Origin of the sequence: Methyloversatilis universalis FAM5 (assembly GCF_000214035.2) — a bacterium.
In the GTDB taxonomy this organism is placed as follows: Bacteria; Pseudomonadota; Gammaproteobacteria; order Burkholderiales; family Rhodocyclaceae; genus Methyloversatilis; species Methyloversatilis universalis.
Window position 1 is genome coordinate 121,074 of the sequence record NZ_AFHG01000030.1, and the last position, 26,024, is coordinate 147,097.

Sequence of the window (26,024 nt, forward strand, 5' to 3'; positions counted from 1 at the left end):
GCGTCAACGATTCGAGCAATCACCGAGGAGATCCGACATGACGACAGCGATCAGCCACCGATCCGCGCTGCTGGCCCTTGCACTGGGTCTGAGCGCGGCGATTGCCCACGCCGCACCGCGGGTGGGCGAGCCTGCGCCCGCGTTCGCCGCGGTCGATTCCAATGGCCGCAGCGTCAAGCTGGCTGACTTCGCCGGCCGCACCGTGGTGCTGGAATGGACCAATCACGGCTGTCCCTATGTGCAGAAGTGGTACCAGGGCGGCATGCAGGCGCTGCAGAAGGATGCGACCGGCAAGGGGGCGGTGTGGCTGACCGTGCTCAGTTCGGCGCCGGGCACCCAGGGTCATGTCGATGGCCCGACCGCCAACCGGATGATGAAGGAGCAGGGAGCTGTGCCCACCCACTATCTGCTGGATCCGGAAGGACGGGTCGGCCGCGCCTACGGCGCGCAGGTCACGCCGCACATGTACGTGATCGCCCCGGACGGCCGGCTGGCCTACGCCGGCGGCATCGACAGCATCGCCTCTGCCGACGTGAGTGATATTGCGAAGGCCGAACCGCTGGCCAGGCTGGCCATCGATGCGGTGCTGGCCGGCAGGCCGGTGGCCAAGGCGCAGACGCGACCCTATGGCTGCTCGGTGAAATACGCGAACTGAGGGACGCGAACTGACCGACACGAACTGACCGACACGAACTGACCGACACGAACTGACCGACACGAACCAAGGCTGAAGGTCGGGGTGCTCAGGCGTGCCCGGACGGATGGGGCTCGGCTGCTTGGGATGAGGGGCGGGCGGCCCACGGTCGGCGCAGGGCGCCGGCCGTGGGGGGGTACAGGTCAGGCGCTGACGCTGCCGGTGCCCGGGTGGTTGGCCGCGTGCATGCGGTTCTGCGCCTTGACCAGTCGTTCCATCGTGCGCAGGTCCTTGCGGTCCAGCTTCATCGCGCCGCGCACCCACTCGCGGGTCACGTCTTCCAGTTCCTGATAGGTCAGGCGCACATAGGCGTGCATCTTGGCGCGCTGGAAGGCGCGGAACCCCTTGAGCTGGGTGGACATCTGGCGCATCACGTCGCGCGCCACCCATTCGCCACGGCCCGGTTCGGCAAGATGGTCGACCAGACCCAGTTCGTGCATCTTCTCGGCCGGCAGCACGCGGGCGTTCAGGATCAGGTCCTCGGCCACACGCGGACCGGCCTTGCGCGCCACCAGGCTGTAGGCCCCCATGCCCGGGAAAAGGTTGAACAGCATTTCCGGGAAGCCCATCTTGGCGCCGCGTTCGGCGATCACCACATGGCAGGACAGCGCGGCCTCGAAGCCGCCGCCCAGCGCGTCGCCCTGGACCACCGCCATCGACACCGCGTCGGCGTGCAGGCCGGCAACGTTGTTGTTGATGGCGCGGATGCAGGCCTCCGCATAGCGCATCAGCCCGTCCTCGTCGCCGGCCTCGACCAGCTTCTGGAACAGGTCGAGGTCGCCGCCGAGGTTGTATACGCCGGACACGCCGGAGCAGTTCAGGAAGAAGTCGACCGTGCCCGGCGCCAGTTCGACCTCCTGCTGCTGGGCCAGCACGTCGGCCAGCAGTTCGGGCGTGAAGCAGGGGCGGCCGGTCGGATGTGCATACATCCAGAGCGCACGCGTATCCGCTTCATAGCGCGAAGTGAGCAGTGGGGTGGACAGCAGGCGCGGAGCATTGGCCGCCATGCCGGGCAGCGGCACGGTGTGCAGGTGAGCACGGGAGCGATCAATGATCTGCATGGCACACCTCCAGACGAATGTCATGAGGGGCAGCCGCAGCAGTGTCGCTGCTCTTCAGGCGATGTGACGGCTCAAGGCGCCGTTCTGCTCCATGGCACGGGGTCATCTGGTTCATTTCAGCCTCCGTCGGCATATCCGACTTTAAGCATGCTGAAAACAATCGCCCTTGCAGGCGGATTGGAGAGGCAGTTTTCTGCCTTTTTTTCCTGCTGCCCGGTGCACGAATCCGGACAGAGTCTGACCCTGTAAGCGCATGTTACGACAAGGCGCAACGGTTTTGCTTGAAAATTTGATTGCACCCGGGAGTCTGGTATCCACTGGGCTATAGTCGGCCGGAAAACGGGGTGCGGCGGCCCGCAGCGGCCTGCTGCGCCGCGTCATGGAGAATCGGATGAAACAGCTTCCGTCCGGCAAGGACGCAAGAGAACACAAGGTCACCCTGCAGGAGCTGGTGGACGGCATGGTGGCTGACGGCCTGCTCGGCGAGGCGGTGGCCCGGGATTTCCTGCACGAGCGGCGCTACTGGCGTGGCGGCGATCACCCGCTGGTGGTGCTGGCGGCGCAGAAGTGGCGCGGGCTGCATCCGCCGCACCGTGCCCTCAGTCTGGACGTGCTGACCGAATGGATGGCCGGCTGGAGCGGCCACGACTATTTCCACATCGATCCGCTGAAGGTGGATTTCGCCGCGGTGACCGAAGTGGTGTCCAGCGCCTACGCCAACCGCTTCCGCATCCTGCCGGTACAGGCCTCGGCGCGCGAGGTGGTGATCGCCACCGCCGAGCCCTTCATGACCGAGTGGGAAAAGGAACTGGCGCCCATCCTGCGGCGGCCGATCCGGCGCGTGATCGCCAATCCGGACGACATCGCGCGCTACGTGGTCGAGTTCTACAGCCTGGCGAAGTCGGTGCGTGGCGCCGCCAAGCGGGGTGATGTCAGCGGTGCCGGTGCGTCAAACTTCGAACAGCTGGTCGAACTGGGGCGCAGCAATCGCCCACTCGACGCCAACGACCAGCACATCGTCACCATCGTCGACTGGCTGTGGCAGTACGCCTTCGAGCAGCGCGCGAGCGACATCCACATCGAGCCGCGCCGGGATTTCGGCATCGTGCGCTTCCGCATCGACGGCGTGCTGCATCAGGTCTATCAGATTCCGATGCCGGTGCTGGGTGCGATGACCTCGCGCATCAAGATACTGGGCCGCATGGACGTGGTGGAAAAGCGCCGCCCGCAGGACGGCCGGATCAAGACCCGCGCGCCGGACGGTCAGGAGATCGAACTGCGGCTGTCCACGCTGCCCACGGCTTTCGGCGAGAAGCTGGTGATGCGGGTGTTCGATCCGGAAGTGCTGGTGCGCGACTTCCGTGACCTCGGTTTTTCCGACGAGGACGCGCGGCGCTGGAAGCAGATGACCACGCAGCCGAACGGCATCGTGCTGGTGACCGGCCCGACCGGCTCGGGCAAGACCACCACGCTGTATTCGACGCTGAAGAACCTGGCCACCCCCGAGGTCAACGTCTGCACGCTGGAAGATCCGATCGAAATGATCGAGCCGGCCTTCAACCAGGTGCAGGTGTCGGCGGACATCGGCGTCACCTTTTCGGCCGGCATCCGGTCGCTGATGCGGCAGGACCCGGACATCATCATGGTGGGCGAGATACGCGATCTCGAAACCGCCGAGATGGCGATCCAGGCCGCGCTGACCGGCCATCTGGTGCTGTCCACGCTGCACACCAACGACGCGCCGTCGGCCATTACCCGGCTGCTCGACCTGGGCGTGCCCAGCTATCTGCTGAACGCGACGGTGCTCGGGGTGATGGCGCAGCGGCTGGTGCGCACGCTGTGCCCGCACTGCCGCAAGCCGGCCGATCCGCAGACCGCCGACCCGCAGGCCTGGGATGACATGGTCGCACCTTGGAAAGCCAGCCGGCCCGAGCGCTTCATGCAGGCGGCCGGCTGCCTGGAGTGCCGGATGACCGGCTATTCCGGCCGTATCGGCATCTACGAAATCCTGCTGATGTCGCCTGACATCCGCAACCTGATCGGGGCCAGCGCCGACATTGCGGCGCTGCGTGACCAGGCTTACCGCGAAGGCATGTACCCGCTGCGGGTGTCGGGCGCGCTGAAGATCGCCCAGGGACTCACCACGCTGGAGGAGGTGATGAAGGTGGCGCCACCGGCCTGAGCCGGAGGGCGTACGCTCAGTAGCCGTTGTCCGGCGGCCAGCCGGCACCGGCGAAGGGCGGCTTGCGGCCGACCAGACCTTCGAGCAGTGTCAGTTCGGCGTCAGTGTGGTTGATCACGCCGGCGGCCGACATCATGTCGCCCCCCGGTTTGTCGCTGAGCCACAGCGGCTTGTCGTGATGCCGGGTGCGCACGATTTCGCGCTGCGCCGGGTCGCTGTTGCGGGCCAGTTCCGCCTCGCCGTAGCACAGACAGAAATAGGTGCGCTCTTCCGCCGCCTCGATGTAGCAGCCGGTGCCGCGTATGCCTATCGTGGCAGCCGGCGTGGCGATGCGTCGCTGACCCTTGTCGAACACCGACAGCAGCTTGCCGGTGATCACCCGCATCAGGCTGGCGGCTGCGCCGCTGCCGAACACCACCTGCGAGTCGCCGCGCTGCAGGAAGGCGTCGCGTCCCAGCACGTAGATGGCTTCCGAACCGGGGCCGGTGCGTATCGTGTCGCCCGGCCGTATTTCCATGTTGAAGCCCGCGGGTGCGCCGTTGATGCTCACCTCTCCGCGGAAGCCGCGCAGCCCGGTGCGGCTGTCGCGCGCCAGCGCGTCGCGCACCAGTGCCTCGAAAGCAAAGGGCGTGGCGGCACCTCCGGCCAGCAGGGTGGTGAGCATGCGTCGTCGGTCCATCGTCGGTTCTCCGTCTGTCTGTGCGGCGGATTATCGCCCGGCGGAGGGCACCGTGCGGACGCATCCGTGCGGGACGGCCCGGACATCCGGGCGCAGGTCACGCGGCCGGCGTGTCGTCCGGACTGACCGCGTCGCCGAGCCGGATCAGCCCGCCGGAAATGACGCGCGCAGTGATGCCGCCGTGACCACGCATCACGTTGTAGCCGCCCTTGCCCAGATTGCTTTCCATCCGGGAGCAGGGATCGCAGGGGCCGGTGTATTCCAGCAGCGCGTCGCCGACGCGGAAGCGCTTGCCCTTGAGCGCCAGCAGGTTCAGCCCGCTCACCACGATGTTGCGGCGGACCAGACCCGGATCCAGCGTGCCCATGCCCAGCAGGTCGGCCACGGTCTGCAGGTGTTCGGCCTGTATCAGCGTGACCTGACGCTTGCCGCCCGGGCTGGCGTAGCGGTCGCCTTCCAGGCCGACTTCCTCGACCGCCTGCACGCGTTCGAGCACGCGCAGCGGCTGCACCCGTACCGGGCGCACGCCTATCCATTCCACCCGTCCGGGCTGTGCGAAGGTGGCCGTGAGGGACTGCAGGGTATCCATCCGTAAGCTCTGTCGTTGGCGGTCTGCGGATGCTACTTCAGCCGAACACCCCGTGTAGATACCACCTATGGGGTGGGTGGTGCTCGCGGTAGATCCACAGCACCTCCTGCCGCGGACCGATGGCGATGCGGTAGTCGCGCAGCGCCTCGTTTGCCGCAAGCGGGGCGTCCAGACCGTCCCACCAGCCGGCTTCGATGCGCTCGCTGTCTTCCAGGCAGTGCAGCGGCCCGTGACGCCAGGGCTGACCGTCGCGTTCGGCCAGCGCCTCCGGTTCGGTCAGCAGCCACAGCGGACGTCGCGTGCGGGCCTGTCCGGGGCGGGCCGCGCCAGGCTCCGCCGGCTGTTGCGCACATTCCGGGCGCGGATCCGCGCTGCCGGACAGCGCATGCACCTTGTCATGACCGAGCCGGGCGCGCAGCCGTTCGACCAGCAGTGCGGCGGCCGCGCGGGTTTCCGCCAGCGAGGGTGCCTGGGCGCCGAACAGGTCGCGGCTGCGTCCGGGCATCAGCAGCCAGTCCGTCGCCTGCAGCCGCAGCGCAGCCACCGGTGCCGGCAGCGCGATGCGGGCCAGATGTTCACGGGCGAGACCGGCGAGCACCCGCGGGTCGCGCGTGGGCTGGCCGGTACGCAGGGTCAGTACGGTGGGCGGCTGTCCTTCATGTTCCAGTTCGAGCGCGCACTCGCCGACGCCGGACTGGGCGGCCGCCAGCCGGGCGCAGGCGGCACTGAACAGCCGGCTGGCGGCGAACAGCAGCACGTCACTGTCCTGACGCGGCACCGGCAGTTCGATACGGCTGTCGAGCCGGGGTGGCGCGCTGTGATCGACTCGCAGATCGGGGCGCCTGCCCAGTGCCTGATCGAGCAGGGTGAGCAGCGGACCGGCATCGCGCAGGGCCAGCGCGCTGCGGGGCAGGGCCATCAGTTCACCCAGCGTGCGCAGCCCGGCATCGCGCAGCGGGAGCAGGGCGCCGCTTCCGGCGCCGGTCACCTCCAGCGGAAGCGGCGCCAGCGCGCCGGGCAAAGCGGCGACGTTGCGCACACGCTGGCCCGGCGCGCCGAGCGCGAGCCAGCGCGCGGCCCGCGGCGTGGGAGCGCAGGCAGACACCGATTCGAAGCCGGCGGCGGCCAGTGTGCGCTGCAGTGTCCGCAGCAGCGTGTCCAGCCCGCCGAACAGTTTCAGGCTGCCGGACAGTTCCAGCAGCAGCGCGTCGTCATCCAGGGATACGTGGGGCGTGAAATGCAGTGCGCAGCCGGCCGCATCCTGCAGTGCAGCGGTTTCGGCCGCCGGCTCGCGGCTGCGGATGACGAGGTCCGGTGCTAGTGCCAGTGCGTCGGCCAGGCGCTGGCCGACGCGCACGCCCTGAGCCAGCGCAATCGCATCCAGCGCGATAACGCGCTGCCCCTGCGAGACCGCAAGGGGCCGCGTGCCGTCGCGGGTACGGAAGCGGGCCTGAAGAGGCCATTCGGGAAAGACCAGGGCCAGCCAGAGCATGTCGTGCGTGCAGTCGTCATCGTGCCATCCGGTCAGGCGATCAGCGTAAGCGCCGGCCGGCGGATCGGGCCGGCGGCGGGCGAGGGCAATGAGGGAGAGGACAAAGGGGGCGGCATGCTGAAGGCACGGGTGCGCAGGTACAGCGGCGTGCTGGCCGGTCGGCCGCGGCGCTTCAGGATGTCCACGCGCAGTGCGTGCGCCGGACCGGGCGACAGCTGCAGACGCAGGCCTGCCGGCGAAGGCCGCTGTCTGTCATGGGCAGGCCGGAACAGCAGCACGGGCAGGGGAGTGGCGCGTGCGGCCAGCTGGAGGCGGCGCAGCATGGCGGTGTCCGCCTTGTCCAGCCAGCCGGCCAGTCCGGTACAGGCCCCGGATTCCAGCGCCTGGCGCAAGGCCCACACGCGTTCGGCCGGTCGCTCGGCGTCAATCAGCAGCAGGCGGGGTGTGTACAGACCCGCCGCGGCGAGCGCGGGCAGGTGAGGGCGCGCCGGCGGGCTCACCCAGACCAGCCAGCCTTCGCGACGGCTGGCGGCAGCCATCCACGGCAGCAGCAGCGACATTTCGCCGTGCCCCTGGCAATCGCTCAGCACTTCGGTCAGTTCACCCACAGGCCAGCCTCCGCCCGGCAGCTCGGCATCGAGTGCGGGATGGCCGCTCGGGATGCCCGGCTGCGCGGAGTCCGGCAGATCATTCGCGGCCCAGATGTCGCTGCGCTGCTGCAGCACCGGCGCGAGCGCGGCGTTGCGGTGCTTCATTTTGAGCCGCCGTTGCGGATGAGGCCGACCATGACTCCTTCGATCACCAGCGGTTCGTGCCGGGTGTCGACCACGATGGGGCTGAAGTCCGGATTTTCGGGCAGCAGTTCGACCTGGCTGCCGGTGCGTCTGAAGCGCTTGACCGTCACTTCGTCCTGCAGCCGGGCGACGATGATCTGCCCGTTGCGTGCTTCCGGCGTGGCATGCACCGCCAGCAGGTCACCATCCAGGATGCCGGCGTCCCGCATGCTCAGGCCGCGCACCCGCAGCAGGTAATCGGCGCGGGGCGAGAACATCGATGGATCGACCTGATAGCGACCCTGTACGTGGGCATCGGCGAGGATGGGGTTGCCGGCAGCCACCCGGCCCACCAGCGGAATGCCCGGCGCTTCGGCAAGACGTATGCCGCGTGCGCGCCCTTCATCGAGGCTGATGGCGCCCTTGCGCGCCAGCGCTCGCAGGTGGGTTTCAGCGGCATTCGGCGAACGGAAGCCGAAGGCCTGTGCAATTTCGGCGCGGGTCGGCGGGCTGCCGCGTTCGCTGACGGCGTCGCGGATCAGTTGCAGGATTTCCTGCTGACGGGGGGTCAGGCTGTCGTTCGACATGGCGCCAGAGCGTATATTTTCCGATGACTGTATTTTTATACAGTTATCGGCGCCGGGGCAAGTGTCGTGCGAACGGATTGTCGAGAATTGTTACATCAGCCGGGTCAGGCGCTGGTCCGCATGAGCCGAACGGCTCATCTCCGGTCATCGCCAGCTTCATGAAACTGCAGGGTTTTGTCGCAATGCACCATCGCTGTCCTAGGACTTTGGTCTGAGTGAAGGTGTGTCGGACAGCTTTACAGCGGGTGCCGCAGGCACGGCTGTGGACAACAAAAAAGCACCCGAAGGTGCTTTTCTGTTCTGAGGCCGGTGAAGCTCAGCTCATGCGACGCTTGGCCATCAGACCCAGCATGCCGAGGCCTGCGAGCATCATGGCGTAGGTGTCGGCTTCCGGCACCGGGGCGAGCGGTGCAGTGGTCGACGTCAGCGCCAGAACACCACCCAGGTTACCGGTCGTGCTGCCCGTCACCTTGTAGTAGTAGTCGCCGGCGAGCAGGCCGTTGGCGGTGAATGCAGTGCCGAAGCTGTATGCGGACAGGAACTGGTCGACTGCACCGGTTTCCTTGTACAGCCAGACGATGCTGTCAGCGCCCAGCCCGAAATACGGGCTCGCTTCGACCGATACGGCAATCGTGGTGAGCGACGTGGTCGGTGCAGTCAGAGAGAAGTTGAAAATCTCGGTGAACGATCCGTTGAGCGACTTGATACCGGTTTCGATCGGGTCGTGAGTACCCCAGTTGGTCGTCGCTGCCTGCGCAGCGCCCACCATCAGGAGACCGCCGACTGCTGCTGCGATCAAGGTTTTCTTCATTTCCTGTCCTTTCACAAAAAGTGACAAAGTGGAGTCCTGATTTTTGCAAGAACATCAGTCACCTACAATCTTCGACCGGTCGCTCATTTGAAACGACAAGTAAGCGGTCGGACAGTGTCCGGCAGGTGACGTCTGGTTCTGGAGATACTGCTATGCAAGATGCAGGCCAGATATGTCCTTGGCAGATCCATTCTGAAGAGGATTCTTCAGGTTATTGAATCCGAAGTGAATCCTAGTCGGGGTGTCCTCTGTTCATCTGTCGGTGTCCGCTGACTTTCTGGTGCATCGCGCACACATTTGTGCAATGCGGCGCCGGCTTTTTTTACAGGGCCGTGAACGCCGCTGATAGAATCCGGACGTCTCCGGATCACCGGATTCCGGTCGCTCGCCGGGAATGGGAGGTGCGCATGCTCAGTGCAGGACAACCCGCTCCGCTGTTCGAACTGCCGGATGCCGATCTGGAACTGTTCAATCTGCTCGACGCCCTGGGCCGGCACCTGATGGTGCTGTATTTCTACGCCAAGGACGACACGCCGGGCTGTACGGCCCAGGCCATCGAATTCAGCGATCTGGAAGAGGAGTTCAGGCGCTGCGACTGTTCCGTGCTCGGTGTGAGCCGGGACGAATGCTTTACCCACGCAGATTTCCGCGACAAGCATGGCCTGACCGTCCGCCTGCTGTCGGACCTCGAGGGCGAGGTCAGCCGGCGCTATGGCGTCTGGCGCGAGCGCGAGATCGACGGAAAGCTGCGTTTCTGCATGACCCGATCGACGTTCATCATCGATCGGAAAGGTGTCATACGACACGCCGAATATGGCGTGAATCCGCGCGGGCACGCGGGAGAAATACTGGAGCGCGTGCGCGCACTGCATACGAAAGGAATCAGGAATGCTCATCAGCAAGAACTCGGTCGTCACCCTCAAGTACAGCGTGACCGATCCGGACGGCAACATGGTCGATCCGGGTGAGGCGCCGCTGGCTTATCTGCACGGCGGCTACGGCGGCATTTTCCAGCCGATCGAGGAAGCGCTGGAAGGCAAGCAGGTGGGCGACGAGGTGGTCGTGAAGCTGCAGCCGGAAGATGCATTCGGTGAATACGACGAGGACCTGGTGGAGATCGAGTCGCGTGCCAACTTCCCGGACAACATCGAAGTGGGCATGCAGTTCGAGCGCGTCAGTGAAGACGGCGAGGAAGAAGGCCTGTACACCGTGACCGACATCGCCGAAGACCGCGTCGTGATCGACGGCAACCATCCGCTGGCCGGCACCGCCCTGGTGTTCTCGTGCTCGGTGGCCGCGGTGCGTGCCGCCTCTGCGGAAGAACTTTCTCACGGTCACGTGCACGGCGAGCACGGTCACCACCACTGAGACTGATACGCTGCGCCGGCTGTCGAAAAATGACAGCCGGCAGCTGATTCATCGCGCCCGTCAGGGCGTGCCTGCCGCACCCCCACCCCTGTACCTCATTCACCTGCGGAGCATCCATGTCGCGCGTGCTGGTCACCGGTGGCGCGGGCTATATCGGCTCGCACACCTGCATCGAACTGATGGCGGCAGGCCACGAAGTGGTCGTCGTCGACAACCTGTGCAACAGCAAGCACGAGTCGCTGGTGCGGGTTGAACGCATTGCCGGCCGGCCGATCGCCGCCTTCGTGCAGGCGGACATCCGTGACCGGGCAGCGATGCGCGCGGTGTTCGCGGCCCATGCGATCGACGCGGTGATCCATTTCGCCGGCCTGAAAGCGGTCGGCGAGTCGGTGGCCAAGCCGCTCGAGTACTACGACAACAACGTCAGCGGTACGGTCGCACTGTGCGAGGTGATGGCTGAGGCGGGCGTGAAGACGCTGGCCTTCTCGTCGTCGGCGACCGTGTACGGCGATCCGGCTTCGGTGCCGATCCGCGAGGACTTTCCGACCGGGCCGACCAATCCCTACGGTCGCTCGAAGTGGATGGTGGAATACCTGCTGCGCGACCTGGTCGCGGCCGATCCGAGCTGGCGCGTCGCGCTGTTGCGCTATTTCAATCCGGTCGGCGCGCACGAATCCGGCCTGATCGGTGAAGACCCGAACGGCCTGCCGAACAACCTGATGCCTTTCGTGAGCCAGGTGGCGGTCGGCAAGCTGCAGGAACTGCGCGTGTTCGGCGGCGACTGGCCAACGCCTGACGGCACCGGTGTGCGCGATTACATCCATGTGCTTGACCTGGCTCAAGGCCATGTCAAGGCCATCGACTACCTTGTGAAACATCCGGGCCTGCTGACGGTGAATCTGGGTACCGGCCGTGGCTACAGCGTGCTCGAAGTGGTGCGTGCGTTCGAGGTGGCCAGCGGTCGCCCGGTGCCCTATCGCATCGTCGACCGCCGGCCCGGTGACATCGCGCAGTGCTATGCCGACCCGGAGCACGCAAACCGGCTGCTGGGCTGGAAAGCAACGCGTGATCTTGCGCAGATGTGCGCCGATGCGTGGTCCTGGCAGCGTGGCAACCCGCAGGGCTACGCCTGACGGGGCTTCCGTCCGGACGGCCCGATCGACCGGTCGGGTCGCGATAGATGCGGCCGGCCGCTTCGTGTTACATCAGCGCCTGCGTTGTGTTCAGATCCAGCCCGGGAGGATGTCCATGCACCTTCAAGTCATGTCCGACAAAGCCCATGCGTCCGACCAGGAGCACTGTGCGCGGATCTTCCGTCAGCTGCTGGATGCCCTCGAGCACGACACGCCTTTCGATTTGCAGCTGCTCTATCAGCTGCCTTATGCCGACTTCGACCTGGCGCTGAACGCGCTGCGCGAGTGGCGTTCGCAGCGCTACGTGTGGCTGCTTGAACATCCGGTCGAAGGCGCCTGGCGCAGCCACGCCAGCTGATTCCGTTCTGTCACGGAGCGGTGACAGGGCTGTGTTAGCCTGCGGCGCATGTCGCGCCTTTACCGACTTTCCCGCGGTTTCACGCTGATCGAGCTGATGGTGGTGGTGGCCATCGTCGGCATTCTCGCCACCATGGCCATGCCCATGGTGGAACTGGCGCGCGTGCGCGCCAACGAGGCGGAACTGCGCACCGCGCTGCGGCAGATCCGCACCGCGCTCGACGACTACAGGAAGGCCTGGGACGAAGGCCGGATCGAGAAAAAGACCGGCGCCAGCGGCTATCCGCCCAGTCTGGATGTGCTGGTCAATGGCGTGCGCGACGTGAAGCAGCCGAACGACGCGAAGATCTACTTCCTGCGCCGCGTGCCGCGCGACCCTTTCAATGCGGACATGAGCGTACCGCCGGAACGGACCTGGGGGCTGCGCAGCTATGCCAGTCCGCCGGACGAACCGGCGCCCGGGGCCGACGTGTTCGATGTGTATTCGCTGTCTGGCCGGACGGGCCTGAATGGCGTGCCCTACCGGAACTGGTGATGTCCCGATTCTCACGCGCGCGTGCTTTCACGCTGATCGAACTGCTGGTCGTGATGGCCATCATCGCGGTGCTGCTCACCATCGCCGCACCGCGCTATTTCGAACATCTGGACCGTTCGAAGGAAGCCACGCTGAAGCAGACGCTGTCGGTCACCCGCGATGCCATCGACAAGTTCCGCGGCGACCGCGGCGCGTGGCCGCAGAGCCTGCAGGAACTGGTGGAGCGCCAGTATCTGCGCAGGCTGCCGTTCGATCCGGTCACCGACAGCAGCGAAACATGGATACTGGTTCCGCCCAGGGATGCGGCCACCGAAAGCGGTGTCGCCGACCTCAAGAGCGGGGCCGAAGGACAGTCGCGTGACGGCGTGCCCTACGCCGATTTCTGAGCGCGTGGCCGGCATGCGCGCGGAGCAGGGCGGCTTTTCCTATCTGCTGCTGCTGTTTGCGGTGGCGGCGCTGGGCATTGCCGCCGCAGGCAGTTCGGTCATGTGGAGCGCGCTGTCGCAGACCGAGCGCGAGCGCGAACTGCTGTTCATCGGCGGCGAGTTCTCGCGCGCACTGCAGCGCTACTACGACGCCTCGCCGGCCGAGCCCAAAGCCTATCCGTCCCGCCTGGAAGACCTGCTGGAAGACAAGCGCCAGCAGGTGCCGGTGCGCCATCTGCGCAAGCTGTATGTCGATCCGTTCACCGCGCGCGCGGACTGGGCGACCGTGGTGGTGGGCGGTCAGATCAGGGCGATACACAGCCGTTCGGAAAAGGTGGCGCGCATCCAGGTGCTGCCGCCCTGGGTCGATGCCGGCACACGTGCCGAGGGTACCGTGCCGCCGGCAAAACCGCCGGTTACGCCCGCCACGGCGCAGACCGGTCCGCGTGCGGTGACGCCGGTCCCGCTTCCGCGTGCCAGCCTGGCGGGCGACATCCGTCATGCCGACTGGTTGTTCGTGCCAGTGGCGACCGCACCGGCCGGCGATGCCGGTACTGGCGCTGCCCAGCCTCCGCCGGCGCTGCCCGGTGAAGGGGGCGTGCCGACCGGCGATCCGGCCCTGCCGCCGGTTTCGCGCGGCGCCGACTGAACGCGTTCACAACAGCCAGGCCGCCAGCGCCACGCCCAGCATCATGAAGGCGATCGCCACTTTGGCGACTGCGCCGATCACCATGCCCAGCCAGGTCGCCACACCGACCCGCGCCGCCTGAACCGCGTCGCGTCGTGCGATGAATTCGCCGACTGCGGCACCCGCCAGCGGCATGAACAGCAGGCCGACCAGACCGCCGAACAGACCGAGCACGGTGCCGATCGCCGCGCCCGCCAGTGCCAGCGTGCTGGCGCCCACGCGCTGGGCGCCGACCACGCTGGCGGCGAAATCCACTGCAACGGTCAGCGCGGTCAGTGCTCCGAGCACGACCAGCGTTGCCGGGCCGATGCGGGTGAAATCGTCCAGCCAGGCCAGCAGCAGGAAGCCGCCGAACATGAAGGGCACGCCGGGCAGGGCGGGCAGCACCACGCCGGCCAGCCCGACCAGCACCAGAAGTCCGGCCAGCACGTACAGCAGCAGATCGATGCCGTTCATCGTGCGAAGGCGCCGACCGCGTGGTCGACCACCGCGAGCAGGGTGCCGGTGCGGCCGTGAACCTCGCGCAGCTGCGCGGCATCGTTGCCGCCACGGCATACGAGTTCGCGCAGGGTCGCCAGTGCGTCGACACAGTCGAGCGCATCGGCATGCGGCGCCAGCCGGTCCAGCGTGTCGCGGATGTCGTCGCGCAGCAGGTGTGTGGCGTGGCTGCGCGGATGCACGATCAGACCTTCGAGGCCGAAGCGGCAGGCCTGGAAGCGGTTGTAGGTGTACACGAGATAGTCGTCCTCGATCGGTTCGGGATCTTCGCCGGCCAGGATGAGGCGGCACAGCGCCTGCAGATAGACCGCGATCTGCGCCGCACGATCCACCGTCAGCGGCGTGTCGCACACCCGCAGTTCGATCGTGCCGTACTCCGGCTTGGGCCGGATGTCCCAGTAGAAGTCTTTCATGCTGCGCACGATGCCGGTGTCTTCCATGCGCACGAAGTAGTCGCGCTCGAAGCGCGACCAGTCGAGCACGAAGGGCGCGCGGCCGCTGAGCGGAAAGGCGAAGACCGAATTGAGCCGGGCCGAATCGAACTGCGTGTCGCTGCCCTGGGAAAAGGGCGAGGACGCCGACAGGGCGATGAAGTGCGGCACGTAGCGACCGAGCGCGTGCAGCACGCGCAGCGCGCTGTCCGGGTCGGGCATGCCGACGTGCACATGCTGGCCGAAGATGGTGAACTGCTTGGCCAGATAGCCGTACAGCCCGGACAGCTGCTGGAAGCGCGGCGCCGAGAAGATGCGCCGCTCGTTCCACTGCTGGAACGGATGCGTGCCGCCGCCGCACAGCGACACGTTGAGACGGGTCGCATCGGCCACCAGCGCGTCGCGCATGCGCACGAGCTGGGCGTGCAGCGGCGCATAGGCCGTGTGGATGCCGGTCGCCACCTCTATCATGCTGTCGGTCATTTCCGGCTTGATGTCGCCCGGAAATTCGCGCCGCTGGGCCAGTTCGAGCAGATCGTCGGCGGCCGAGGCGAGATCGCGGTCGTGTTCGCCCACCAGTTGCAGTTCCAGCTCGACGCCCAGGCTGAGCGCGGCGGACGGGTGAAAGGTTTCCAGCGGCATCAGGCGTCCTCCGTCCGTTGCGTCTCGCCGGCCAGCACCAGCGCCCACTGCGCGAATACCGGCCCGAGGAACTCCATCACGATCACCATGCCGGCGATGGCCGCCAGCGCGCCGTCGGCCAGACCGAAGCCGGCGGCCCGGCTGTACTCCAGCAGCAGCAGCGCGAAGGTGGACAGCGGTGCGAGCGCCAGCCCGGTCAGTGCGCCCTTGCGCGTACTGGTGCCGCTCACGTGGGCAAAGACCGCGGTGGCGGTCATCTTCGCGGCCACCCGGCCGAGAGACAGCAGTACCGCCAGTGCGAGGCCGACGGCGCTGGTGGGCCATACCGCCATGCCGGCCACATAGACGAACAGGAATACGGTGAGCAGGTCGCCGAGCACGCCGAAGTTGCGCTGGGCAGGGGTGAGCACCAGCCGGTTGCGACGCATCAGCACGCCCAGCGTCAGCGCGGCCAGCAGCGGCGATACGTTGACGCCCTGGGTGAGTACGGTCACCAGCATCACTGCCAGCGCGAACACGATGGTGACGCCGCGCTCGTCCGCCCGCAGCTGCCGGAGCAGCCAGGGCAGCGGCACGCCGACCAGCATGCCGCAACCGACCGATACCGCGAGGATGGCGGCGCTGTTCCACATGGCGCTGACCAGGCTGCCGGATGCCAGCAGCTGCCAGTAGCCGATGGCGCCTTTCATCAGCAGCACCGAAATCAGGCAGTTGATCGCGCACAGGTGCAGCGCCCTTTCGGTCACCTGGCCGGAGCCGCGCAGATCGTTGACCACACGTACCAGTGCGGCCGGCGAGCTGGCCACCGACAGCGCCGCGATCACCATCGCGATGTCCGCCGGCTGGCCCATGGCGACCGCGATCGCGCGCACGACCACGAAGGTGAGCAGGGATTCGGCGATGCCGCTCAGGGTGATCCAGGGATTGGTCACCAGCCAGCGCAGATTGATGCGGTGGCCCAGTTCGAACAGGAAGAGGCCGAGCGAGAAATTGGCGAGGAAGGTGAAGGCGGCCCGGGTGTCTCCGTCATGCGGCAGCCCGCCCCAGTGACCGTAGACGATGCCGGCCAGCGAGTAGGCGCACACGCGTGGCACGCGTAGGCCGCGGTGGGCGATCTCGCCGGCCAGCCACGCGGCCAGCAGCACCGCTGGCCAGCCGACCAGGGAAAACATGCGTCCTGCTTCAAAGAGCATCGTCGCCTCCGTTCTGAGCGCGACAGCGCGCGCGGGAAAACAGGCGCCGTGCCCTGCGCGGCACGACGGCGGATGGACTTCGGATGTGCATGGGCCGCTGGGGATGCGGCCTCTTGTTGCAAGGTGCTGCGGTGGCCGGGACCGGCGTGGGCCGGTCCGGCTGCAGATGCCGGGCGGTGCCGGCGTCAGAGATGGGCGCAGCGTATCACGCGGTGGCGACCGGAATCTTGCCGATCTTCGCCTGCCATTCCTTCGGGCCGGTGTTGTGTACCGAGGTGCCACCGGCATCGACTGCCACCGTCACCGGCATGTCGACCACGTCGAATTCGTAGATCGCTTCCATGCCCAGATCCTCGAAGCCGACCACCTTCGCCGCCTTGATCGCCTTCGACACCAGATAGGCCGCACCGCCCACCGCCATCAGATAGGCGCTCTTGTGCTTGCGGATGGCCTCGATCGCCGCCGGGCCGCGCTCGGACTTGCCGACCATGGAAATGAGGCCGGTCTGGGCCAGCATCATTTCGGTGAACTTGTCCATGCGGGTGGCGGTGGTCGGGCCGGCCGGGCCGACCACTTCGTCGCGCACCGGATCGACCGGGCCGACGTAGTAGATGACGCGGTTGGTGAAATCGACCGGCAGCTTTTCGCCCTTCGCCAGCATGTCGGCAATGCGCTTGTGCGCGGCGTCGCGGCCGGTGAGCATCCTGCCGTTCAGCAGCAGGGTCTGACCCGGCTTCCAGGACGCCACTTCCTCGCGGGTCAGGGTGTTCAGGTCCACCCGCTTCGAGGTCTGGGTGTCAGCCTGCCAGGTCACCGCCGGCCAGTCTTCCAGGCGCGGTGCTTCGAGCTTGGCCGGGCCGGAGCCGTCGAGATGGAAATGCACGTGGCGGGTGGCCGCGCAGTTCGGAATCATGGCCACCGGCAGCGAGGCGGCGTGCGTCGGGTAGTCGAGAATCTTCACGTCGAGCACGGTGGACAGGCCGCCCAGGCCCTGGGCGCCGATGCCCAGCGCGTTCACCTTCTCCATCAGTTCCAGCCGCAGCTCCTCGATACGCGTGAGCTTTTCGCCGCGCGCGGCCTTGTCGGCCACGACCTGGATGTTCACCGGCTCCATCAGCGATTCCTTGGCCAGCAGCATGGCCTTTTCCGGCGTGCCGCCGATGCCGATGCCCAGCATGCCCGGCGGGCACCAGCCAGCGCCCATGGTCGGCACCGTCTTCAGCACCCAGTCCACGATGGAATCCGAGGGGTTCAGCATGACCATCTTGGACTTGTTTTCCGAGCCGCCGCCCTTGGCCGCACAGATCACCTCGACGTGGTCACCCGGCACGATTTCGTAGTGGATGACCGCAGGCGTGTTGTCCTTCGAATTCTTGCGGCTGCCTGCCGGGTCGAGCAGCACCGAGGCACGCAGCGTGTTGTCCGGGTGCAGGTAGGCACGGCGCACGCCTTCGTTGACCATGTCGGTCACGCTCATCGTGGCGTCCCAGCGCACGTTCATGCCCACCTTCAGGAAAACCACCGCGATGCCGGTGTCCTGACAGATCGGGCGCTTGCCCTCGGCGCACATGCGCGAGTTGGTCAGGATCTGCGCGATCGCGTCACGCGCGGCCGGCGACTGTTCGCGCTCGTAGGCCGCACCCAGCGCCTGGATGAAATCCAGCGGGTGATAACAGGAAATGAACTGGAACGCGTCGGCGACGGACTGGATGAAATCGTCCTGGCGGATGGGCTGGCTCATGGAAATGTCCTCGGATGGGAATGAAGGCCGCTTGTGGCGGCATGCACGAAAGGCCGCGGGTGTCGGCCTTTCGTACGGGTCAGTGATGCTGCTTGTTCAGCACCAGTGTCTGGGTCATCAGCTTGTCGGTGTAGGCCATGGCCATCGCGGACACGACGAACACCATGTGAATCGCGACCTGCCACATCACCACGCGGTCCTCGAGCTGGCCGGCATTGATGAAGGTCTTCAGCAGGTGAATGGCGGAAATGCCGATCAGTGCGGTGGCCAGCTTCACCTTCAGCACGCCTGCGTTGACGTGCGAAAGCCATTCCGGCTGGTCCGGATGGTCCTCGAGATTGAGCCGCGACACGAAGGTTTCGTAGCCGCCGACGATGACCATGATGAGCAGGTTGGCGATCATCACCACATCGATCAGGCCCAGCACGATGAGCATGATGTCGGTCTCGGTCAGATTGCCGATCCGGTGGATCAGGTGCGACAGCTCGACCATGAAAAGATAGACGTAAACCGCCTGCGCGACGATCAGTCCGAAATACAGCGGAGCCTGCAGCCAGCGGCTTGCGAAGATGCAGCTTTTTAGAACACGTCCAAGATTAGTCATGCGCAATCAAACATAAGACAAAAGACCGCGCCGATATTACCATCCACCTGTTGCAGCCCGGCCGCTGCGGACCGTAAGCGGTCTGTAAGCCACGATGGCTGTAATCGTTGGTAGAAAAAAGCGCGATCGACATCGCGCCTGTCGGCAGCCCACAAGGCTGCACGGTGCACGGCGGTTTCCATCCGCCTGCGAGCAGATTTGAAATGACGGAGGAGGTTGTATGTCTGAAGCTACGGAAGTTCGCGTTTACGAGCCCTCGGCGGAACTGGTGCGCAATGCGGCCGTGTCCGGCATGGATGCCTACAAGGCTCTGTGCGCCGAGGCGGAACGCGACTATGAAGGGTACTGGGCTCGTCTGGCTCGCGAGCATGTGACCTGGCAAACGCCGTTCACGCGTACCCTGAACGAGGACAACCGTCCGTTCTTCAAGTGGTTCGAGGACGGCAAGCTGAACGTGTCCTACAACTGTCTGGATCGCAACATCCAGGCAGGTCTCGGCGACAAGACCGCCATCATTTTCGAAGCGGATGACGGCACCGTCACCCGCGTCACCTACAGCGAACTGCTGGTCCGCGTGTCCCGTCTGGCCAATGCGCTGCGGGCCAAGGGCGTCAAGAAGGGCGACCGCGTCGTCATCTATCTGCCGATGTCGATCGAAGGCATCGTCGCGATGCAGGCCTGCGCCCGCATCGGCGCGACCCACTCGGTGGTGTTCGGCGGCTTCTCCGCCCAGTCGCTGCGCGACCGCATCAGCGACGCCGGCGCGGTCATGCTGATCACCTCGGACGAACAGTGCCGCGGCGGCAAGAACATCCCGCTGAAGCCCATCGTCGACGAAGCTTTCGGCATGGGTGGCTGCGAGTCCTGCAAGACCGTCATCGTCTACAAGCGCACCGGCGGCGCCTGCAACATGGTCGAAGGCCGTGACGTGTGGCTGCACGACGTGCTCCAGGGCCAGGCCGACACCTGCGAACCGGAATGGGTCGAAGCGGAACACCCGCTGTTCCTGCTCTACACCTCGGGTTCGACCGGCAAGCCGAAGGGCGTCCAGCACTCGTCCGGCGGCTACCTGCTGCACGCCATCCTGACGATGAAGTGGACCTTCGACATCAAGCCGACCGATGTCTTCTGGTGTACCGCCGACATCGGCTGGGTCACCGGCCACACCTACATCACCTACGGCCCGCTGGCCTGCGGTTCGACCGAAATCGTGTTCGAAGGCGTGCCGACCTACCCGGACGCCGGCCGCTTCTGGAAGATGATCCAGGACCACAAGGTGAGCGTGTTCTACACCGCGCCGACCGCCATCCGCTCGCTGATCAAGGCCGCCGATGCCAACGAGGCGGTGCACCCGAAGAGCTACGACCTCTCGTCGCTGCGCATCCTGGGTTCGGTCGGCGAGCCGATCAACCCGGCCGCGTGGGAGTGGTACTACCAGAACGTCGGCGGCAGCCGCTGCCCCATCGTCGATACCTTCTGGCAGACCGAAACCGGCGGCCACATGATCACGCCGCTGCCGGGCGCCACGCCGATGATCCCGGGTTCGTGCACGCTGCCCTTCCCGGGCATCCAGGCCGCCATCGTCGACGAAACCGGCAATGACGTGCCCTGGGGCCAGGGCGGCATTCTGGTGGTCAAGAAGCCGTGGCCGTCGATGATCCGCACCATCTACGGCGATCCGGACCGTTTCGTGAAGAGCTACTACCCGGCCGATTTCCAGGGGCGTTACTACCTGGCGGGCGACGGCGCGATCCGCGACGCAAAGACCGGTTACTTCACCATCACCGGCCGCATCGACGACGTGCTGAACGTGTCGGGTCACCGCATGGGCACGATGGAAATCGAGTCGGCGCTGGTCGCGCACCCGCTGGTGGCCGAAGCCGCCGTCGTGGGCCGTCCGGACGACCTGACCGGCGAAGCCATCTGCGCCTTCGTGGTGCTGAAGCGTTCGCGCCCGACCGGCGACGAAGCCAAGCAGATCGCCAACGAGCTGCGCAACTGGGTGGGCAAGGAGATCGGTCCGATCGCCAAGCCGAAGGACCTGCGTTTCGGTGACAACCTGCCGAAGACCCGCTCGGGCAAGATCATGCGCCGCCTGCTGCGCTCGATCGCCAAGGGCGAGCAGATCACGCAGGACACCTCGACGCTGGAAAATCCGGCCATCCTCGATCAGCTGGCGCAAACCCTCTGATCGGACCCCGCGGCGCGCCAGCGCCGCGGGCGCATGACCCGGATGCGGCGTCGATGAATACCTCCGACGCCGCGTCCTCCCCCGCCTTTCTGTCCACCCCCTCGGGGCCCGGACTCCATCTCCCGCTGCAGACCCTGATCCGCCGGCCGCCGGTGTGCGTCGCGCCGGATGCGCCGCTGCGCGAAGCGCTTGAACGCATGACCGCCGAACGCGTCGGTTCGGTCTTGGTCGCAGTCGATGGCCGCGCGGTCGGCATGCTCACGCTGCCCGATCTGCCGGGGCAGGTACTGCTGGCCGGTCAGCCGCTCGACACGCCTGTGCGTACGCTGATGCAGACCCGACTGCACACGCTGGGCGCGGAACACAGCGGTGAGGACGCGGCCCGGCTGATGGCGCGACACGAGGTGCGCCACGTCATCGTGACCGATGCCGACGGCCGGCTGCTGGGCGTCATCTCTCAGAGCGACCTGTACGCGCGGCTGCGGCAGGACGTGCATACGCTGGGGGCCCGCATCCGTGATGCGTCGGATGCCGACGCGCTGATCGAAGCCGCTGCCTCGGTGCGCCGTTTCGCCCGCCAGCTGCTGCAGGACGGCACCTCGGTCGAGGCGCTGATGCTGCATCTGTCCTCGCTGAACGACGCCCTGAGCGCGCGCGCCATCGATCTGGTCAGGGCAAGCCATCCGGACGGCGAGGTGTTCGACCGTGTGCGCTGGTGCTGGCTGGCTTTCGGGTCCGAAGGGCGCATGGAACAGACCTTTGCCACCGATCAGGACAACGGCCTGCTGTTCGAGCCACCGCCCGGCCTGAGCGCCGAAGCGGTGCGGCCCGCGCTGATGCGGGTGGCGGCCGGGGTCAACACGCTGCTGGTGCGGCTGGGCTTTCCCGCCTGCGCCGGTGGCATCATGGCCGGTGAGGCGCGCTGCTGCCTGTCCTTTGACGAATGGGCGCAGGCCTTCGCCCGCTGGATCGCGACGCCGCATCCGGAGGCGCTGATGTCGGCCGCCATCTTTTTTGATCTGCGGCCGCTGCACGGCGACAGTGCGCTGGCCGAGGCGCTGCACCGGCAGGTGCGGGCGCAGGCGCGGGCGAACCGTACTTTCCTCCGTCTGCTGGCGGAAGCCGCGCTGCAGGCGCGGCCGCCGCTCGGTCTGTTCAGCCGTTTCCGGGTCGATTCGGTCGATGGTGCGCCGCACACGCTGGACCTCAAGGCCGGGGCCGCCCGCGTGTTCGCCGATGCTGCCCGCCTGTATGCGCTGAGCGAAGGTGTGCATGAACAATCGACCGCCGGCCGGCTGCGCGCGCTTGCCCGCAGCAGCCGCTTCGCGGCGGACGATCTGCCGGGCGCGGCGCGCGCCTTCTTCCTCATCCAGCGCCTGCGGCTGCAGAAGCAGGCGGGCGAGGGCGACACGCCGTCGCTCGATACCGCCAACCGCATCGATCCGTCGTCGCTGGCCGACATGGACCGCATGCTGCTGCGCCATGCGCTGAAGCGCGCACGGCAGCTTCAGACCCGCATACGCCTCGACTGGCTGACAGGATGATGGCATGTTGCGGCGCGCAAGTTCCCGCGCTGTAAGCGGCTCGTAAGATTGGACTGCATGATGTGCGTCACGTCATGCAGGCATCGTGCGCCCGGCGCCGGCATCCGCATGACGACAACAAGTCCGGGCAATGACCCGGTCTGGCATCCGCCACAGGAGGAGAACCTGAATGCAGCTGTCCGAGCGGCACCGGGCGTACTGGCGCCGTAACCTGCGCATGACCGCGACCCTGCTCGCGATCTGGTTTGCGGTCACTTTCCTGCCCATCTATTTCGCGCGCGAGCTGAACGACATTTCCTTCTTCGGCTGGCCACTGGCCTTCTACATGGGCGCGCAGGGTTCGCTCATCGTCTACGTGCTGCTGATCGGCTACTACGCCTGGGCGATGAACCGCCTCGATCACGAATACGGCGTGAACGAGGACGCCTGACCATGCCGCATTCACAGGGCACGTTCCGCCAGCAGCTGAAGAAGATGTACGGCTGGTACACCGGCGGCTTCGTCGTGTTCGTCGCATTGCTGGCGGTGGGCGAGCAGCTGGGCATGTCTTCGCAGTGGATCGGCTACACCTTCCTGTTCGCGTCGATCGCGCTGTATGCGGCCATCGGCGTCATGAGCCGTACCGCCGACGTGGCCGAGTACTACGTGGCCGGCCGCCGGGTGCCGGCGCTGTTCAACGGCATGGCCACCGGCGCGGACTGGATGTCCGCCGCGTCCTTCATCGGCATGGCCGGCACGCTCTATTTCAGCGGCTACCAGGGCCTCGCCTTCGTCATGGGCTGGACCGGCGGCTACTGTCTGGTCGCGCTCTTCCTCGCGCCCTATCTGCGCAAGTTCGGCGAATTCACGATTCCGGATTTCCTCGGTGCGCGCTATGGCGGCAACCTCGCGCGGATGATAGGCGTGGTCGCCGCCATCCTCGCCTCCTTCACCTATGTGGTGGCCCAGATCTACGGCGTCGGCCTCATCACCAGCCGTTTTGTCGGCCTCGAATTCGAGGTCGGCGTGTTCGTCGGGCTGGCCGGCATCCTGGTGTGCTCCTTCCTCGGCGGCATGCGCGCGGTGACCTGGACCCAGGTGGCGCAGTACATCATTCTCATCATTGCCTACCTGCTGCCGGTGGTCATCCTGTCCACCAAGGTGACCGGCGTGCCGGTGCCGCAGGCCATGTACGGTCAGGTGCTGCAGAAGCTGTCGGCCAAGGAAAGCGAGCTGTTCGCGTCGCCCAAGGAGCTGGAGGCGAACGCGCTGTTCAAGGCGCGCGCCCACGACTACGAAGAGAAGATACGCGGGCTGCCGGCGTCGCTCGACGCCGAGCGCGCGAAGCTCACCGCCAAGCTCGACGCGCTGAAGGCGGCCAATGCGCCGGCGAAACAGATCGCGGCTGCCGAGATGGCTCTGCGCAACATGCCGAAGACCGAGGCGGATGCGCGCCGCAAGTGGGGCGAGGCGCGCCGGCTCGCGGAAAGCAAGGCCAAGCCGCCGCTGCCGCACACCGCCGCCCACGCCGGCCGTGATGAAGCCGACGCCTCGGTAAAGCGGCTGAACTTCATCGCGCTGGTCATCGTGCTCATGGTGGGCACCGCCTCGCTGCCGCACATCCTGATGCGCTACTACACCACGCCCAGCGTGAAGGAGGCGCGCGACTCGGTGTTCTGGTCGCTGTTCTTCATTTTCCTGCTGTACGTGACCGCGCCGGCCTATGCGGTGTTCGCGAAGTGGGAGGTCTATACCAATCTGGTCGGCTCCACCATTTCGACACTGCCCGGCTGGGTCGCGTCCTGGGGCAAGGTCGGGCTGGTCAAGATCGACGACATCAACGCCGACGGCATCCTGCAGCTGGCCGAACTGACGCTGAATACCGACGTGATCGTGCTCGCCACGCCGGAAATCGCCGGTCTGCCCTACGTGATTTCCGGCCTGGTGGCGGCCGGCGGCCTCGCTGCGGCGCTGTCGACCGCGGACGGCCTGCTGCTCACCATCGCCAACGCGATGTCGCACGACATGTATTACAAGGTGATCGACCCGGACGCCTCCACCCAGCGCCGGCTGGTCATCTCGAAGGCGCTGCTGCTGGTGGTGGCGCTGGTGGCCGCCTACACCGCCTCGCTGAAGCCGGACAACATCCTGCTGATGGTCGGGCTGGCCTTCTCGATCGCGGCTTCCGCCTTCTTCCCGGCGCTCGTGTGCGGCGTGTTCTGGGCGCGGGCGAACAAGGCCGGCGCGGTCGCCGGCATGATGGCCGGCCTGGGCATGTGCATCTATTACGCCGCCACCACCCATCCCTTCTTTGGCGGCGACAGCGCGAATGCGTGGTTCGGCATCGAACCGATTTCCTGCGGCATCTTCGGCATTCCGCTCGGCTTCGCGGTGCTCATCGTAGTGAGCCTGCTAACGCGCGCGCCGGACGAGGACACCCGCGCGCTGGTGCAGTACGTCCGCTATCCCAATCTGGGCGAATCGCCCCGTCAGCTGCCGAGAGGCGGCGGAGTCGATCACCACTGAAGGCAACACCCCGCCATACGACAGACCGGCGCCGCAACCCGCGTCAAGCCGGCAGACGCAACGGACAAGGCCCGCCAAAAGCGGGCCTTGTGCTGTCTATGGAGTGCGCCAAACAATAAGCCCGCGAGCTCCTGATGGACGGAGATCTGCGGGCCTTCGATGGGTGGCGGCGGAAGTATGAAGTTGCCCCTTTTCGGTGGACACCTGACCCTAACAGGCTGGTGAGAAACCCTTGAATCCTTCCTGATCATGTCCTTCCGCTCGTTTTTTCCGGCACCGGAAGTGCGCCATGGCGTGTGATCAGGGCTCTCTCACCCTCGCATCCCGCTGCTCGCGAGGCAGCGGACGCATCTATTTCCTCTACGCGGCAGCCACTCTCATCAGGCTCAGCATTCGGGTCAGGTTGTACGCCGCGAACGCAAACAGCGCCTGACCCGAGAGCTTCTCCAGCCCCTTATGCCGCGTCTTGCGCAAACCACCTACCGTCTTGATCCAGCCGAAGGCCTCTTCGATCATCTTCCGCCTGCGCAGGCTCATCGCGTAACTCTTGCCACGCGCCATGCGTCCATCGACGGCGCTGCCGCTGACCTTGCGCGCCACGTGCGCCTTGATGCCGCGTCGTTCGAGTGCGGCCACGAACTCGGCCGTGTCATAGCCTTTGTCCGCACCCACCGTCGCACCCGGTTTGCGCACGCTGCGATCGATCATCCGGATAGCAGCCTCCCACTCGGCACGACCCGTAGCCTGGGTACTCTCGACATCGACGACGAGCCCTTTTCGGTTCTCGGACAGTGCGTGCGTCATGTCGCGCAGCTTCGCTTCTGCGAACTCGCCCTTCTTGTAGAGCCACGCCTGCGGGTCGGTTGTGCTCTGGTGCGTGGCGTTGCTGCGCTTGTTGCCTTTGAAGTCGGTTTCCGGGTTGCGCCCGGCAGGCCTGTCCGGACCACTGCCGTCCTTCGACACGAAGCTCTTGTGACTGGCCCAGGCCTCGATCATCCACGGAAGGCAAACGGATGATCGCCGCGCGCTTCGCCACGGTAGAACCGGTGTTCGGCAACCTGCGGCACAACAAGCGGCTCACCCGCTTCACGCTGCGCGGGCGCACAAAGGTGGATGGGCAGTGGAAGCTGTACTGCTTGGTGCACAACATCGAAAAGCTCGGGCATCACGGCTACGCAAATTAGGTAAGCTCGCGGACGGGCCACGACGACGGCATCGCGCCGGTCACTGGCAAGGGCTGAGGTCAGGAGACGACGATGAAACGAAGATCGAGAGACTGAAATGAGGATGAACGACTTCGG

General features: G+C 66.3%; 26 protein-coding genes and 1 pseudogene. 14 read left to right on the top strand and 13 right to left on the bottom strand.

Annotated features, from left to right (window positions below):
• The first annotated feature begins 37 nt into the window (after positions 1-37).
• The gene (locus METUNV1_RS03410) at positions 38-655 is read left to right on the top strand and encodes a redoxin domain-containing protein (RefSeq protein WP_008058858.1); all 618 of its coding nucleotides are present in this window, start codon (positions 38-40) and stop codon (positions 653-655) included.
• 182 nt (positions 656-837) lie between these two features.
• On the opposite strand, the gene METUNV1_RS03415 is transcribed toward METUNV1_RS03410, so the two are convergent.
• A complete protein-coding gene (locus METUNV1_RS03415; protein ID WP_008058860.1) occupies positions 838-1,755 on the bottom strand; it encodes a crotonase/enoyl-CoA hydratase family protein in 918 nt (305 codons plus the stop codon).
• Positions 1,756-2,146: 391 nt separating this feature from the next.
• On the opposite strand from METUNV1_RS03415, the gene tfpB reads away from it, so the two are divergent.
• The gene (gene tfpB / locus METUNV1_RS03420) at positions 2,147-3,937 is read left to right on the top strand and encodes a type IV pilus assembly ATPase TfpB (protein ID WP_008058863.1); all 1,791 of its coding nucleotides are present in this window, start codon (positions 2,147-2,149) and stop codon (positions 3,935-3,937) included.
• 16 nt (positions 3,938-3,953) lie between these two features.
• On the opposite strand, the gene METUNV1_RS03425 is transcribed toward tfpB, so the two are convergent.
• The 6 genes from METUNV1_RS03425 to METUNV1_RS03450 form a co-directional block, all read right to left on the bottom strand.
• Positions 3,954-4,616, bottom strand: a complete 663-nt coding sequence (locus METUNV1_RS03425; protein ID WP_008058865.1) for a FecR family protein — start codon at positions 4,614-4,616, stop codon at positions 3,954-3,956.
• Between the two features lie 97 nt (positions 4,617-4,713).
• Entirely contained in the window at positions 4,714-5,205 is a 492-nt protein-coding gene (locus METUNV1_RS03430; protein WP_008058867.1) for an MOSC domain-containing protein, read from the bottom strand.
• Between the two features lie 37 nt (positions 5,206-5,242).
• Entirely contained in the window at positions 5,243-6,697 is a 1,455-nt protein-coding gene (locus METUNV1_RS03435) for a Y-family DNA polymerase (RefSeq protein ID WP_008058874.1), read from the bottom strand.
• A gap of 32 nt (positions 6,698-6,729) precedes the next feature.
• Entirely contained in the window at positions 6,730-7,452 is a 723-nt protein-coding gene (gene imuA / locus METUNV1_RS03440; RefSeq protein WP_008058876.1) for a translesion DNA synthesis-associated protein ImuA, read from the bottom strand.
• The gene (gene lexA / locus METUNV1_RS03445; RefSeq protein ID WP_008058878.1) at positions 7,449-8,057 is read right to left on the bottom strand and encodes a transcriptional repressor LexA; all 609 of its coding nucleotides are present in this window, start codon (positions 8,055-8,057) and stop codon (positions 7,449-7,451) included. The genes imuA and lexA overlap by 4 nt, the downstream gene beginning before the upstream one ends.
• 316 nt (positions 8,058-8,373) lie before the next feature.
• Positions 8,374-8,868, bottom strand: a complete 495-nt coding sequence (locus METUNV1_RS03450) for an FxDxF family PEP-CTERM protein (protein WP_043358937.1) — start codon at positions 8,866-8,868, stop codon at positions 8,374-8,376.
• Between the two features lie 407 nt (positions 8,869-9,275).
• Between METUNV1_RS03450 and METUNV1_RS03455 the strand changes: the two genes are divergently transcribed.
• The 7 genes from METUNV1_RS03455 (at position 9,276) to METUNV1_RS03485 (ending at position 13,335) form a co-directional block, all read left to right on the top strand.
• Entirely contained in the window at positions 9,276-9,836 is a 561-nt protein-coding gene (locus METUNV1_RS03455; protein WP_008058882.1) for a peroxiredoxin, read from the top strand.
• Positions 9,757-10,236: an FKBP-type peptidyl-prolyl cis-trans isomerase gene (locus tag METUNV1_RS03460; protein ID WP_008058883.1), complete on the top strand. Its 480-nt coding sequence runs from the start codon at positions 9,757-9,759 to the stop codon at positions 10,234-10,236. Before METUNV1_RS03455 ends, METUNV1_RS03460 begins: the two co-directional genes overlap by 80 nt.
• Before the next feature lie 116 nt (positions 10,237-10,352).
• Positions 10,353-11,369 (top strand): UDP-glucose 4-epimerase GalE, encoded by a 1,017-nt coding sequence (gene galE / locus METUNV1_RS03465; RefSeq protein WP_008058885.1) that lies wholly within the window; start codon positions 10,353-10,355, stop codon positions 11,367-11,369.
• 130 nt (positions 11,370-11,499) lie between these two features.
• Positions 11,500-11,727, top strand: coding sequence for a hypothetical protein (locus tag METUNV1_RS03470; protein WP_008058887.1), 228 nt, complete (start codon positions 11,500-11,502; stop codon positions 11,725-11,727).
• Between the two features lie 48 nt (positions 11,728-11,775).
• Positions 11,776-12,261, top strand: a complete 486-nt coding sequence (locus tag METUNV1_RS03475) for a type II secretion system protein (RefSeq protein ID WP_008058888.1) — start codon at positions 11,776-11,778, stop codon at positions 12,259-12,261.
• On the top strand, positions 12,261-12,647 hold the full coding sequence (locus METUNV1_RS03480) for a type II secretion system protein (RefSeq protein ID WP_008058890.1): 387 nt from the start codon (positions 12,261-12,263) through the stop codon (positions 12,645-12,647). Before METUNV1_RS03475 ends, METUNV1_RS03480 begins: the two co-directional genes overlap by 1 nt.
• The gene (locus METUNV1_RS03485) at positions 12,619-13,335 is read left to right on the top strand and encodes a general secretion pathway protein (protein ID WP_232416272.1); all 717 of its coding nucleotides are present in this window, start codon (positions 12,619-12,621) and stop codon (positions 13,333-13,335) included. The genes METUNV1_RS03480 and METUNV1_RS03485 overlap by 29 nt, the downstream gene beginning before the upstream one ends.
• Positions 13,336-13,341: 6 nt before the next feature.
• On the opposite strand, the gene METUNV1_RS03490 is transcribed toward METUNV1_RS03485, so the two are convergent.
• The 5 genes from METUNV1_RS03490 to METUNV1_RS03510 form a co-directional block, all read right to left on the bottom strand.
• A complete protein-coding gene (locus METUNV1_RS03490; protein WP_008058895.1) occupies positions 13,342-13,830 on the bottom strand; it encodes a DUF456 domain-containing protein in 489 nt (162 codons plus the stop codon).
• Positions 13,827-14,945, bottom strand: coding sequence for a YbdK family carboxylate-amine ligase (locus tag METUNV1_RS03495; protein WP_008058898.1), 1,119 nt, complete (start codon positions 14,943-14,945; stop codon positions 13,827-13,829). The genes METUNV1_RS03490 and METUNV1_RS03495 overlap by 4 nt, the downstream gene beginning before the upstream one ends.
• A complete protein-coding gene (locus METUNV1_RS03500) occupies positions 14,945-16,117 on the bottom strand; it encodes a cation:proton antiporter (RefSeq protein ID WP_232416271.1) in 1,173 nt (390 codons plus the stop codon). The genes METUNV1_RS03495 and METUNV1_RS03500 overlap by 1 nt, the downstream gene beginning before the upstream one ends.
• Before the next feature lie 226 nt (positions 16,118-16,343).
• Positions 16,344-17,879 (bottom strand): fumarate hydratase, encoded by a 1,536-nt coding sequence (locus tag METUNV1_RS03505; RefSeq protein WP_008058902.1) that lies wholly within the window; start codon positions 17,877-17,879, stop codon positions 16,344-16,346.
• Positions 17,880-17,958: 79 nt separating this feature from the next.
• A complete protein-coding gene (locus tag METUNV1_RS03510) occupies positions 17,959-18,483 on the bottom strand; it encodes a TIGR00645 family protein (RefSeq protein WP_008058903.1) in 525 nt (174 codons plus the stop codon).
• 220 nt (positions 18,484-18,703) lie between these two features.
• On the opposite strand from METUNV1_RS03510, the gene acs reads away from it, so the two are divergent.
• The 4 genes from acs (at position 18,704) to METUNV1_RS03530 (ending at position 24,723) form a co-directional block, all read left to right on the top strand.
• Complete coding sequence (acs, locus tag METUNV1_RS03515; RefSeq protein ID WP_008058905.1) at positions 18,704-20,674, top strand: acetate--CoA ligase; 1,971 nt, start codon at positions 18,704-18,706, stop codon at positions 20,672-20,674.
• A 53-nt stretch (positions 20,675-20,727) separates the two neighbouring features.
• A complete protein-coding gene (locus METUNV1_RS03520) occupies positions 20,728-22,218 on the top strand; it encodes a DUF294 nucleotidyltransferase-like domain-containing protein (protein WP_008058907.1) in 1,491 nt (496 codons plus the stop codon).
• 169 nt (positions 22,219-22,387) lie between these two features.
• Positions 22,388-22,648: a DUF4212 domain-containing protein gene (locus tag METUNV1_RS03525; RefSeq protein WP_008058908.1), complete on the top strand. Its 261-nt coding sequence runs from the start codon at positions 22,388-22,390 to the stop codon at positions 22,646-22,648.
• Positions 22,649-22,650: 2 nt separating this feature from the next.
• Positions 22,651-24,723, top strand: coding sequence for a VC_2705 family sodium/solute symporter (locus METUNV1_RS03530; RefSeq protein ID WP_008058909.1), 2,073 nt, complete (start codon positions 22,651-22,653; stop codon positions 24,721-24,723).
• A 360-nt stretch (positions 24,724-25,083) separates the two neighbouring features.
• On the opposite strand, the gene METUNV1_RS03535 is transcribed toward METUNV1_RS03530, so the two are convergent.
• A complete protein-coding gene (locus METUNV1_RS03535) occupies positions 25,084-25,719 on the bottom strand; it encodes a transposase (protein ID WP_008058910.1) in 636 nt (211 codons plus the stop codon).
• Between METUNV1_RS03535 and METUNV1_RS03540 the strand changes: the two are divergent.
• Positions 25,719-25,907, top strand: a pseudogene (locus tag METUNV1_RS03540) (transposase); the annotation flags it as partial. The gene METUNV1_RS03535 and the pseudogene METUNV1_RS03540 overlap by 1 nt on opposite strands.
• Between the last annotated feature and the right edge of the window lie 117 nt (positions 25,908-26,024).